Origin of the sequence: Morganella sp. B601 (genome assembly GCF_051172335.1) — a bacterium.
GTDB lineage: Bacteria > Pseudomonadota > Gammaproteobacteria > Enterobacterales > Enterobacteriaceae > Morganella > Morganella morganii.
This window is the reverse complement of record NZ_JBPIZE010000003.1, coordinates 383,684-396,444: the sequence shown is the minus strand read 5'-3', so window position 1 is coordinate 396,444 and position 12,761 is coordinate 383,684. Positions and strand designations below refer to the sequence as shown.

At 54.0% G+C, this 12,761-nt stretch carries 10 protein-coding genes; 9 read left to right on the top strand and 1 reads right to left on the bottom strand.

Translation table 11 applies throughout. The features are described 5' to 3' along the window. Window positions 1-24: 24 nt before the first annotated feature. The 5 genes from msbA to kdsB all read left to right on the top strand — a co-directional run bounded on the left by msbA (window position 25) and on the right by kdsB (window position 4,380). Complete coding sequence (gene msbA / locus ACSBQN_RS10365; RefSeq protein WP_004241767.1) at window positions 25-1,770, top strand: lipid A ABC transporter ATP-binding protein/permease MsbA; 1,746 nt, start codon at window positions 25-27, stop codon at window positions 1,768-1,770. Between the two features lie 12 nt (window positions 1,771-1,782). Further along, window positions 1,783-2,766 (top strand): tetraacyldisaccharide 4'-kinase, encoded by a 984-nt coding sequence (lpxK, locus tag ACSBQN_RS10360; RefSeq protein WP_024474052.1) that lies wholly within the window; start codon window positions 1,783-1,785, stop codon window positions 2,764-2,766. A gap of 360 nt (window positions 2,767-3,126) precedes the next feature. After that, window positions 3,127-3,342: a cold-shock protein gene (locus ACSBQN_RS10355; protein ID WP_024474051.1), complete on the top strand. Its 216-nt coding sequence runs from the start codon at window positions 3,127-3,129 to the stop codon at window positions 3,340-3,342. Window positions 3,343-3,448: 106 nt separating this feature from the next. Then, window positions 3,449-3,625 carry a Trm112 family protein gene (locus ACSBQN_RS10350; RefSeq protein WP_004235830.1) on the top strand — a complete coding sequence of 59 codons (177 nt, stop codon included), beginning with the start codon at window positions 3,449-3,451 and terminating at the stop codon, window positions 3,623-3,625. A gap of 5 nt (window positions 3,626-3,630) precedes the next feature. Continuing rightward, window positions 3,631-4,380, top strand: coding sequence for a 3-deoxy-manno-octulosonate cytidylyltransferase (kdsB, locus tag ACSBQN_RS10345; RefSeq protein ID WP_036407286.1), 750 nt, complete (start codon window positions 3,631-3,633; stop codon window positions 4,378-4,380). 59 nt (window positions 4,381-4,439) lie between these two features. Here the strand turns inward: kdsB and elyC are convergent, their stop codons facing one another. Beyond that, window positions 4,440-5,237, bottom strand: a complete 798-nt coding sequence (gene elyC / locus ACSBQN_RS10340; RefSeq protein ID WP_024474049.1) for an envelope biogenesis factor ElyC — start codon at window positions 5,235-5,237, stop codon at window positions 4,440-4,442. A gap of 209 nt (window positions 5,238-5,446) precedes the next feature. Here elyC and cmoM point away from each other — a divergent pair, with 209 nt between their 5' ends. Genes cmoM through mukB form a run of 4 tightly spaced genes read left to right on the top strand, consistent with a single transcriptional unit; the run spans window position 5,447 to window position 12,755 of the window. Then, window positions 5,447-6,235, top strand: a complete 789-nt coding sequence (cmoM, locus tag ACSBQN_RS10335) for a tRNA uridine 5-oxyacetic acid(34) methyltransferase CmoM (protein ID WP_004235834.1) — start codon at window positions 5,447-5,449, stop codon at window positions 6,233-6,235. Next, a complete protein-coding gene (gene mukF, locus ACSBQN_RS10330; protein WP_024474048.1) occupies window positions 6,228-7,553 on the top strand; it encodes a chromosome partition protein MukF in 1,326 nt (441 codons plus the stop codon). Before cmoM ends, mukF begins: the two co-directional genes overlap by 8 nt. Next, complete coding sequence (gene mukE / locus ACSBQN_RS10325) at window positions 7,534-8,271, top strand: chromosome partition protein MukE (protein WP_434991671.1); 738 nt, start codon at window positions 7,534-7,536, stop codon at window positions 8,269-8,271. Before mukF ends, mukE begins: the two co-directional genes overlap by 20 nt. Then, the gene (mukB, locus tag ACSBQN_RS10320) at window positions 8,268-12,755 is read left to right on the top strand and encodes a chromosome partition protein MukB (protein ID WP_024474047.1); all 4,488 of its coding nucleotides are present in this window, start codon (window positions 8,268-8,270) and stop codon (window positions 12,753-12,755) included. Before mukE ends, mukB begins: the two co-directional genes overlap by 4 nt. Window positions 12,756-12,761 lie beyond the last annotated feature (6 nt).

Here is a 12,761-nt window from a genome sequence, read left to right as displayed (position 1 = left end):
TTTTTAGTATTGGTAAACGCAATAATGAAAGATATTGATATTTCAACCCGGCAAACATTCCGCCGGTTATGGCCGACAATCGCACCGTTTAAAACAGGTATCATCGTGGCGGCTATTGCGTTAGTCATCAATGCGGGGGGCGATGCATTTATGCTGTCGCTGCTGAAACCGCTGCTTGATGAAGGTTTCGGCACTGCCGACAATGATTTTCTCCGTATCATGCCGCTGATTATCCTGGGGCTGATGCTGTTACGCGGTATCTCCAGTTTTGTGTCAGGCTACTGCCTCTCCTGGGTGTCCGGCAAAGTGGTTATGACTATGCGCCGTAACCTGTTCCGCCATATGATGGGCATGCCGGTTTCCTTCTTTGATCAGCAATCCACCGGGACACTGCTTTCCCGTATCACCTATGATTCCGAACAGGTGGCTTCGTCTTCGTCCGGCGCACTGGTTACGGTCGTCCGTGAAGGCGCTTATATTATTGCGCTGTTCGGGCTGATGTTTTACAACAGCTGGCAGCTGTCGCTGATTCTGATTGTTATTGCCCCGATCGTGGCCTTTGTTATCCGCAAAGTCTCTGTCCGCTTCCGCGAAATCAGTAAAAACATGCAGAGCGGCATGGGACAGGTCAGCGCCAGTGCTGAACAGATGCTGAAAGGGCATAAAGAAGTACTGATTTTCGGCGGTCAGAAAGTGGAAAATGATCGCTTTGATAAAGTCAGCAACCATATGCGCCGCCAGGGCATGAAACTGGTTACCGCATCATCTATTGCCGACCCGATTATTCAGATCATTGCCTCCTTTGCGCTGGCATTTGTGCTGTTTGCCGCCAGTTTCCCTGAAATAAAAGAAGCGCTGAGTGCCGGTTCCATTACAGTTGTCTTCTCTTCCATGATTGCCCTGATGCGCCCGCTGAAATCCCTGACCAACGTGAACGCCCAGTTCCAGCGCGGGATGGCGGCCTGTCAGACACTGTTTGTTCTGCTTGATATGGAACAGGAAAAAGACACCGGCACCAAAGTGCTGAAAGATGCCAAAGGTGATGTGGCGTTTGAGAATGTGACTTTCCGTTATCAGGGGAAAGAGAACCCGGCGCTGAAAAATGTGTCGTTCACTATTCCGTCAGGCAAAACGGTGGCACTGGTCGGCCGCTCCGGCTCCGGGAAATCCACCATTGCCAATCTGATCACCCGTTTTTATGAAATTGAAAGCGGACATATTACGATCGACGGCAACGATATCCGCGATTACACACTGGCATCACTGCGCAGTCAGGTGGCGCTGGTGTCGCAGAATGTTCACCTCTTCAATGATACGGTCGCGAATAATATCGCTTATGCCACAGAAGGTAAGTACACCCGCGAGCAGATTGAAAAAGCCGCTGAAATGGCTTATGCCATGGACTTTATCAATAAGATGGAGAAGGGGCTGGATACAGAAATCGGTGAGAACGGTGTTCTGCTTTCCGGTGGTCAGCGCCAGCGTATTGCAATTGCCCGTGCATTGCTGCGTGACGCACCGATCCTGATCCTCGACGAAGCAACCTCGGCACTGGATACTGAATCTGAGCGTGCGATTCAGGCAGCGCTCGATGAGTTACAGAAAAACCGTACCTGTCTGGTGATCGCTCACCGCTTATCCACCATTGAGAAAGCGGATGAAATCCTCGTGGTGCAGGACGGCGAAGTGCAGGAACGCGGTACGCATGATGAACTGGTGAAACAGCCGGGTATCTATGCGCAGCTTTATAACATGCAGTTTGGTCACTAAGCGGCACTGCTGATGATCGATAAGATTTGGTCCGGCCGCTCAAAGCTTTATTGGCTGCTTTTACCGCTCTCGTTTTTGTACGGGGCGGTGAGCGGTCTGCGGCGTCTGCTGTTCCGCTGCGGACTGAAAAAATCCCGCCGTATGCCGGTACCGGTGGTGGTGGTCGGTAATCTGACCGCCGGCGGTAACGGCAAAACACCGGTGGTTATCTGGCTGACAGAGCAACTGCTGGCCCGGGGCTACCATCCCGGGGTGGTTTCCCGGGGTTACGGCGGTAAATCGGATCATTATCCGCTGCTTATCACGAAAGACACGACGACAGCACAGGCCGGTGATGAGCCGGTACTGATTGCCCGCCGTACCGGTGTGCCGGTTGCGGTCGCCCCTGATCGCGCCGCTGCCGCAGATGCTATTTTGCAGCATGCACCCGTGGATGTGATCATCACCGATGATGGTTTACAGCATTACGCGCTGCAGCGCGATATGGAAATCGTGGTGATTGACGGCGAACGCCGTTTCGGTAACGGCTGGTGGCTGCCTGCCGGGCCGATGCGGGAACGGGCAGGGCGTCTGAAACAGGTGGATGCGGTGATCGTCAACGGCGGTACCGCACAACCCGGGGAAACCGCTATGCAGCTGGTGCCGGGAGAGGCTGTTAATCTGTCTGACGGTACCCGTAAACCGGCAGCGGATATTGGTGAGTGTGTGGCGATGGCCGGTATCGGGCATCCGCCGCGCTTTTTCGCCACGCTGAACTCCCTCGGCGTGACACCGGCACAGTGTGTTGCGTTTCCGGATCATCAGTCTTACAGCCCTGAACAGCTTTCCGCGCTGATAAAACCCGGCCAGTCACTCCTGATGACCGAGAAAGATGCAGTGAAATGTTTTGCCTTTTCTGCAACTGACTGGTGGTATTTACCGGTCAGTGCTGCTATTCCCGCAAAATCCGCCGATTTAATTCTGGATAAAGTCATATCTCACATAAAAAATGCATAAAGGGGCTTGCGCTTTTTATCCGGATATGGCTTAATCAAAAAGTTGTATTTCTGTGATGTATTTCATATCTCACTGTGCAACCAATCCGCGTGTCAACACATATTCTGATCCCGCTGTCATAATTTTTTCACACCACCTTGTTAATCTTGTGGTGCGGATGACCGGATCCCGCGGATAAACGGTATGTTTTGCAGCCGGTGTCTGACCGGCTGCAAATCAGAATAAAAAATAATAACTATAATGTTTTGCTCATTACCGGGTGGCTGTTCGCAAAGAGAGCACCCGTGTTGCCCGGCCGGAGCAGACATAACCAGCGATGGGGTGTATACCATTCCTGGTGATATAAAAGGAGTTAATACTATGTCTAAACAATTACAACTTGGCCGCGTTAAATGGTATGACGCGAAAGAAGGTTACGGTTTCATCTCCCCGGTTAACGGCGGCGACGATATCCGGGTAACCCGTAACGGGATCGCCAATTCCCGTAACAAATTACTGTGCGAAGGGCAGGAAGTGGAATTCTCACTGACCCGCGGCAGTTATGGTATTGCAGCGAACGATGTGATCGCGCTGTAATATGGGTAAAAACGCGATTATCTCAGTGATATCGCAACAACAGAGTTAACGGTGAGACCGGGCTTATGTTATTCTGAGCCAACGTTTTTATCTCATTGGGGGACGTATGGATCACCGTTTACTCGAAATCGTGGCCTGCCCTGTTTGCCACGGCAAACTCAGCTACGACAAGCAAAATCTCGAACTCATCTGCAAAGGCTGCCGTCTGGCCTATCCCGTCCGCGACGATATCCCTGTCTTATTAGAGAATGAAGCCCGCGAATTGCCGGTCTCAGAAGGATAATCTCCATGTTTACAGTTATCATTCCCGCGCGTTATGCCTCCACGCGTCTGCCCGGTAAACCACTGGCGGATATCTGCGGCAAGCCGATGATTGTCCGTGTGATGGAGCAGGCAAAACGTTCCGGTGCCGCGAGAGTCATTGTCGCCACTGACACACAGGCGGTATTTGATGCCGTGATCGCAGAGGGCGGCGAAGCCTGTATGACGCGCGAAGATCATCAGTCCGGGACCGAGCGCCTGGCGGAAGTGATTGATCACTACCGGTTTGCTGATGATGAGATTATCGTGAATGTTCAGGGGGATGAGCCGTTAATCCCTGACAGTATTATTGCGCAGGTTGCTGAAAATCTGGCAGCCAGCGAAGCCGGTATGGCTACCCTGGCGGTAAAAATCACTTCAGCGGAAGAAGCCTTTAACCCGAATGCGGTGAAGGTGGTGATGAATAAACAGGGCTATGCGCTCTATTTCTCCCGGGCCACCATTCCGTGGGATCGCGAGCGTTTCATGCACAGCCGTGACAGCGCCGGTGATAATTTCCTGCGTCATATCGGGATTTACGCCTACCGTGCCGGGTTTATCCGCCGCTATATTCAGTGGGAAACCAGCCCGCTGGAGAAAATCGAAATGCTCGAGCAGCTGCGTGTACTCTGGTACGGTGAAAAAATTCATGTCGCGGAGGCATCTGAAGCACCGGGCACCGGTGTTGATACCCCGGAAGATCTTGAAACCGTGCGCAGATTGTTTGCTGCCCGCTGAGAGATATCAGTCATAAATAAAAGCGCGGGTCACTTCTGAACCCGCGTTTTTGTTGTCTTCTATTCCTGTCCTTCATTATCTGACGTTTTCACTGACTGCCAGAGCCGCCCCAGTCCTTCATACCAGACCCGCTCACTGTGTGATAAATAGTACGCGGAAGGAATGGTTTTTTCCCAGCTGTGCAGCGGCGTGGTGACGGCCAGCTGATTGGCCGGTGCCGGGATCGGATGCAGGCCGCGCGCATCAAAGAAGGCTTTGGCGCGGGTCATATGGTTAGCGGAGGTCACCAGCAGGAACGGTGCATCGCCCACCACTTTTTTCACTTCGGCAGCTTCTTCTTCGGTATCTTTCGGCAATACCAGCGGCAATGTGCGTTCAGCGGGGATCCCCAGCGATTGCGCAACCTGCGCTGCGGCCTCTGCGCTGCTGATACTGTTTGCGCCCGGCCCGCCGGTGAAAATCAGCGTTGCCTGCGGGTAACGCAGCGCGAGACGCACACCTTCGGTGACGCGCGGCAGACTGTTACTGATCAGGTTGGCGGACGGTGACCATTCCGGGTTATAGGTAAAGCCGCCGCCGAGCACCACGATATAGCGCAGATCCTGTTGCTGAACCTCAGCCGGGGTGATGAGCTCATAACGTTTTTCATACGGTTTTTCTGTTGTCAGCAGCAGGGCATCCGCCACCGGTTGCAGGCTGAGCAGCACCAGCCCGAGCCAGCTCACGGTGATCAGCGTTTTACCGGTTTTCTGCCATCGGGAAAACCACAGCAGCAGTAATCCGGCCAGGATCAGCAGGAGCATAAACGGCAGCGGCATCAGAAAACCGCCGAGGTATTTTTTCAGGGCAAACAGCATGAGCGCACCTTAAATATGATTGATTTATCACCGGTTAACGGCAGGAGTCTGCACAAATCGGGTGACATTAAACACGTCTGTGACACAATAGTTACCGACTTTGCATATTGCACTGCTCTGCCCGGCAATACAATTGAAGATAGCCGGATTGCGCGGGAAACCGCCGCAGACTGACCCGAAATATCCCCCGGAACTGAACACAGGTTTTCATGGTTGATCGTAATTTTGACGATATCGCGGAGAAATTCACCCGCAATATCTATGGCACAACAAAAGGGCAAATCCGCGAAGCGGTGGTCTGGCAGGATCTGGACGCCTTACTGACCCGGCTGAAACCGGGCCCGCTGCGCATTCTGGATGCGGGCGGCGGTGACGGTTTTTTCTCCCGCCGTCTGGCTGCGCTGGGGCATCAGGTGGTATTGTGCGACCTGTCAGAAGAGATGATTGCCCGCGCACAACAGGCCGCGCTGGATGACGGCGTGGCAGAAAATATGTCCTTTATTCATTGTGCGGCACAGGATATTGCACTTCACACTGAAGGGGCGTTTGACCTGGTATTATTTCATGCCGTTTTGGAGTGGATCACAGATCAAAAAGGTGCAATTGAAGCACTGACCGCTATAATAGCGGGCGGTGGTGCATTATCGTTAATGTTTTACAATGCGAACGGACTTGTGATGCGAAATGCAATATTAGGCAATTTTCATCTGGCAACCCCGGAAATTCAGCGCCGCCGCAAGCGTTCTTTATCGCCGCAGAATCCCCTTATGCCGGAACAGGTTTATCAGTGGCTGGATGATTGCCGTCTGACGATTGAGGCAAAAACCGGCGTGCGGGTTTTCCATGATTATCTGCAGAGCCGCCAGTTACAAAACCGTGATTTTCCGGCGCTGCTGGCACTGGAGCAACGCTATTGCCGTCAGGAGCCTTATATCAGCTTAGGCCGCTATATTCACGTTATGGCACGAAAACCGATCAGAAGGATGGACAATGAGTGAGTTTACCCAAACAGTCCCGGAACTCGTGGCATGGGCGCGAAAGAATGATTTCTCCATCGCGCTGCCGCCGGAACGGCTGGCTTTTTTACTGTCTGTTGCGGTACTCAACAGTGAGCGCATCGACGGTGAAATGAGCGAGGGGGAACTGGTGGATGCCTTCCGCGAAGTCTGCAAAGGCTTTGAACAGACAACGGAATCTGTTGCGGTCCGCGCGAACAATGCCATCAATGATATGGTGCGCCAGAAAATATTTAACCGCTTTACCAGTGATATCTTTGAGGGTAATGCGATTTACCGGCTGACCCCGCTCGGGATCGGCATCAGTGATTATTACATCCGTCAGCGTGAATTTTCCTCACTGCGTTTATCCATGCAGCTTTCGATTGTGGCCGGTGAACTGAGCCGCGCAGCAGATGCCGCCGAAGAGGGCGGTGATGAATTTCACTGGCACCGTAATGTGTTTGCTCCGCTGAAATATTCCGTGGCGGAGATTTTCGACAGCATTGATATGTCGCAGCGCGTTATGGATGAGCAGCAAAACGGCGTGAAAGATGACATCGCCAAACTGCTGAATCAGGACTGGCAGGCCGCGATTGCCAACTGTGAACAGTTGCTGTCAGAAACCTCTCTCACACTGCGGGAACTGCAGGATACGCTCGAAGCCGCCGGTGACAAATTACAGGCGAATCTGCTGCGTATTCAGGATGCCAATATGAGTGCCGCCACCGGCTCCGAACTGGTGGATAAGCTGATTTTTGATCTGCAGGCCAAGCTCGACCGCATTATCAGCTGGGGCCAGCAATCTATTGATTTATGGATTGGTTATGACCGCCATGTCCATAAATTTATCCGTACCGCTATCGATATGGATAAAAACCGTATTTTCTCGCAGCGTCTGCGCCATTCTGTTCAGCACTATTTTGACTCACCGTGGGCCCTTAATGTGGCTAATGCGGAGCGTCTGCTGGATATGCGTGACGAAGAGATGGCACTGCGTGATGACGAAGTGACCGGGGAATTACCGCCGGATCTGGAATATGAAGAGTTCAGCGAGGTCAACGAAGAGCTTGCCGCCATGATGGAAACTGCGCTGGCTGTGTATAAAGCACAGGCGAAGCCGCTGGATCTGGGCGCGGTTCTGCGTGATTACCTCGCGAAATATCCGCGCAGCCGCCAGTTCGATGTGGCACGGATTATCGTGGATCAGGCTGTCCGCCTCGGGGTGGCTGATGCTGATTTCTCAGGCATCCCGGCGGAATGGTCAGTAATTAATGAATACGGAGCGAAGGTGCAGGCACATGTCATCGACACATATTGAACAATTTATGTCAGCAAAGCTGGCTCAGGCACTTGCCAATAACCTTTTTCCGGAACTTGACAGCCAGTTGCGCGCAGGCCGCCATATCGGTGTGGATGATCTGGATAATCATGCCTTTCTGATGGATTTCCAGGGTGAACTGGAAGGCTTTTACGCCCGTTATAACGTAGAACTGGTCCGTGCACCGGAGGGGTTCTTCTATCTGCGCCCGCGTTCCACCACGCTGATCCCGCGCTCGGTGTTATCCGAACTGGAAATGCTGGTCGGCAAAGTACTGTGTTATCTGTATCTCAGCCCGGAGCGCCTCGCCAACCAGGGTATTTTCTCCACGGCAGAGCTCTATGAAGAACTGCTGTCACTGGCGGATGAAGCCAAGTTACTGAAAGTGGTGAATAACCGCTCCACCGGCTCTGACCTGGACAAACAGAAATTACTGGAAAAAACCCGTGGTGCGCTGAACCGCCTGCGCCGCCTGGGCATGATCACGTTTGTTTCTGCGGATAACAGCCAGTTCGTGATTGCCGAATCCGTTTTCCGATTCGGGGCAGATGTCCGCAGCGGCGATGACCCGCGTGAGGCGCAACTGCGTCTTATCCGTGACGGTGAGGCCCAATCCCTGACGGAAGATGAAAAACACCCGCGCCCTGAGGATCAGGACGATGATAATGAAGAATCTGATAATGACAACGCGACGGATGAAGCGGAGGATGAAGAATGATTGAACGTGGTAAATTCCGCTCGCTCACGTTAGTCAACTGGAACGGCTTTTTTGCGCGCACTTTTGATCTGGATGAGCTGGTCACCACCTTGTCCGGCGGTAACGGTGCCGGTAAATCCACCACCATGGCGGCCTTTATTACCGCCATGATCCCGGATTTAACCCTGCTGCATTTCCGTAACACCACCGAAGCCGGGGCAACATCCGGTTCCCGTGATAAAGGTCTGCACGGTAAACTGCGTCCGGGCGTGTGCTACGCCATGCTGGATGTGGTGAACTCCCGCCATCAGCGTGTGCTGGTGGGTGTGCGTCTTCAGCAGATTGCCGGACGTGATAAAAAAGTCGATATCAAATCCTTTATGATTCAGGGGTTACCGACACAGTACTCCCCGACACAAATTGTCAGCGAACAGCTGAGTGAGCGCCAGGTGCGGGTTCTGCCGCTGAATGACCTGAAAGCCCGCCTGGATGAAATCGAAGGTGTGCATTTCAAACAGTTTAACTCGATTACCGATTACCACTCGGTTCTGTTCGAGCTGGGCGTTATCCCGAAACGTTTGCGTTCTGCGGGCGACCGCAGCAAATTTTACCGCCTGATCGAAGCCTCGCTCTACGGCGGTATCTCCAGTGCCATCACCCGTTCCCTGCGTGACTATTTACTGCCGGAGAACAGCGGGGTGCGCAAAGCCTTCCAGGACATGGAAGGGGCACTGCGTGAAAACCGTATCACACTGGAAGCTATCCGCGTTACCCAGTCTGATCGCGATCTGTTCAAGCATCTGATCACCGAAGCGACCGCGTATGTTTCTGCGGATTATATGCGTCACGCCAATGAGCGCCGTGTGCATATCGACCAGGCACTCTCTGTGCGCCGGGAACTGCTCGGCAGCCGCAAACAGCTGATCAGCGAACAGTTCCGTCAGGTGGAAATGTCCCGTGAGCTGGCGGAGCAGACGGCCTCATCCGCCGATCTGGAAACTGATTACCAGGCGGCCAGTGATCATCTGACGCTGGTACAGACGGCCATGCGTCAGCAGGAAAAAATTGACCGCTATCAGGCTGATGTCGAAGAGCTGACATTCCGCCTGGAAGAACAGACCGAAGTGGCGGAAGAAGCCGCAGAACAGCTGGCGGAATATGAAGAACGCAACCATGTTGCGGAAGAGGAAGTGGATGAGCTGAAAAGCCAGCTGGCCGATTACCAGCAGGCACTGGATGTTCAGCAGACCCGCGCTATTCAGTATCAGCAGGCATTACAGGCGCTGGAACGCGCCAAAGCAGTGTGTCAGCTGCCGCAGCTGGATATTGATTCACTGGATGAATGGCTGGAAACCTTCCGCGCCCGCGAAGAGCAGGCAACCGAATCCCTGTTAGTGCTTGAGCAGAAAATGAGTGTGGCGCAGGCCGCTCACAGCCAGTTCTCTCAGGCCTATGAACTGGTGAAATCAGTGGTCGGTGAAGTCAGCCGCAGCGAAGCTTACCAAACCGCCCGTGAATTACTGCGCGAGCTGCCGTCACAGCAGATGATGGCTGATCGCGTCCAGCCGCTGCGCCAGCAGTTATCGGAACTGGAACAGCGTCTGCACAGCCAGCACAATGCACAGAAATCGCTGGATGATTTCTGCAAGCGTATCGGGCAGCAGATTGAGGCGGACGGGCTCGATGAAATGCTGATGACCCTTGAGGCGCAGCAGGAAAGCCTGAGTGTCAGTGTCAGCGAAAGCGGTGAGCGCCGCATGGAAATGCGTCAGCAGACTGAGCAACTGAAACAGCAAATCCAGTCCCTGACCGTCAAAGCCCCGGCGTGGCTGGCGGCGCAGGAAGCTCTGACTCAATTGTGTGAGCAGTCTCATGAGACGTTCACCAGCGCCAATGATGTCACTGAATATATGCAGCAGTTGCTGGAGCGTGAGCGCGAAGTGACTGTTGAGCGTGATGAAATCGCGCTGAAAAAAGCACAGCTGGAAAAAGACATTGAACGGCTCAGTCAGCCGAGCGGCGCGGAAGATGGCCGTATGCTCGGACTGGCAGAGCGTTTCGGCGGTGTATTGCTGTCAGAAATCTATGATGACATCACGATTGATGACGCACCGTATTTCTCCGCCTTATACGGCCCGGCGCGCCATGCGATTGTGGTGCCGGATCTCAGCGCTGTGCGTCCGATGCTGGAAGCCCTCGATGATTGTCCGGAAGACCTCTATCTGATTGAGGGTGATCCGCAATCCTTTGATGACAGCGTCTTCACCACCGAAGAGCTGGAGCGTGCGGTACTGGTGCGCAGTACCGATCGCCAGTGGCGTTACTCCCGCTTCCCGTCTGTGCCGCTGTTCGGCCGTGCGGCGCGGGAAAATCAGCTGGCAGTGCTGGAACATGAACGGGATGAGCTGGCAGAACGCCTGGCGACACTCTCTTTTGATGTCCAGAAAATGCAGCGTGCTCATCAGGCATTCAGCCGTTTTGTCGGCAAAAATATCTCGGTGGCCTTTGAGGCTGATCCGGAAGCGGAAATCCGCACACTGAATCAGCGCCGTAATGAGCTGGAGCGTGAGCTGGCACAGTTTGAGGATCAGACTGCTGTTGCCCGTCAGCAGTACGCGCAGATCAAAGAAAACCTGAGCATCCTCAACCGCCTGATCCCGAATACCGCTCTGCTGCTTGATGAGACACTGGCAGATCGTGCGGATGAGATCCGCGATGCACTGACCGATGCACAGGAATCCGCCCGTCATATTCAGCAGTACGGTGCGGCACTGCGCAAACTGGAGCCGATGGTTGCTGTTCTCCAGAGTGACCCGGAGCAGTATGAAGCCCTGATCCGCGATTATGAAAACGCGAAACAGGTTCAGCAGCAGGCCCGTCAGCAGGCGTTTGCCCTGGAAGAAGTCGCGCAGCGCCGTCAGCACTTTAATTACGGCGGATCCGCCGGCATGCTGACAGAAAATGCCGATCTTAATGACAAACTGCGTCAGCGTCTGGAACACGCGGAGTCTGATCGTGCCCGTACACGTGAGATGCTGCGCCAGCAGCAGACCAAATGCGCGGAGTTCAATCAGGTTCTGGCCTCACTGCGCAGCTCGTATGAAACCAAATCGGACATGCTGCGCGAACTTGAGCGCGAAATGAGCGAAATTGGTGTTCAGGCGGATGCCAATGCGGAAGAGCGCGCCCGTGTGCGCCGTGATGAACTGTACAATCAGGTCAGCCATAACCGCGCCCGTATCAATCAGCTGGAAAAACAGCTGGGGATCGGCGAGTCGGAAATGGATAATCTGCAAAAACGTCTGCGCAAAGCGGAGCGCGATTACCAGCAGATCCGCGAGCAGGTCGTGACCGCCAAAGCGGGGTGGTGTGCGGTGATGCGGATGGTGAAAGAAAGTGGTGTTGAGCGCCGCCTCCACCGCCGTGAGCTGGCTTATGAAGATGCGGACACACTGCGTTCCATGTCGGATAAAGCCCTCGGTGCACTGCGTCAGGCCGTGGCGGATAACGAACATCTGCGTGATGCGCTGCGTCTGTCCGAAGATCCGAAGCGTCCGGAGCGCAAAGTACAGTTCTTTATCGAAGTGTACCGCCATCTGCGCGAACGTATCCGCCAGGATATTATCAAAACCGATGACCCGATCGACGCCATTGAACAGATGGAAATCGAGCTGGCACGTCTGACCGATGAACTGACCGCCCGTGAACAAAAACTGGCGATCAGCTCGAAAAGTGTGGCCAATATCATCCGCAAAACTATTCAGCGCGAACAGAACCGTATCCGTATGCTTAACCAGGGCCTGCAGGCCGTGGCATTCGGTCAGGTCAAAGGGGTGCGCCTGAATGTGAATATCCGCGAAAGCCACGCGATACTGCTGGATGTGCTGTCCGAAGAGCATGAGCAGCATCAGGACCTGTTCGCCAGCCAGCGTCTGACCTTCTCTGAAGCGATGGCGAAACTCTATCAGCGTCTGAACCCGCAGGTGGATATGGGGCAGCGTCTGCCGCAGACCATCGGTGAGGAACTGCTGGATTACCGTAACTATCTCGAGCTGGAAGTGGAAGTCAACCGTGGTTCTGACGGTTGGCTGAAAGCCGAGAGCGGCGCGTTATCCACCGGTGAGGCGATTGGTACCGGGATGTCCATTCTGGTGATGGTGGTGCAGAGCTGGGAAGAAGAGTCCCGCCGTCTGCGCAGCAAAGATATTTCGCCGTGTCGTCTGCTGTTCCTGGATGAAGCTGCGCGTCTGGATGCGAAGTCTATCGCCACTCTGTTTGAGCTGTGCGATCGCTTACAGATGCAGCTGATTATCGCGGCACCGGAAAATATCAGTCCGGAGAAAGGCACAACGTACAAACTGGTACGTAAAGTCTTCAATAATCAGGAACATGTGCATGTGGTGGGACTGCGCGGCTTCGGCCAGCCGGAACCGACTCCGGCACCGGAAGCATTGCCTGAGCCGGTGACGGAAGAGGAGGATGACGGGGAAGAAGAGCAGGATTAATTTCTC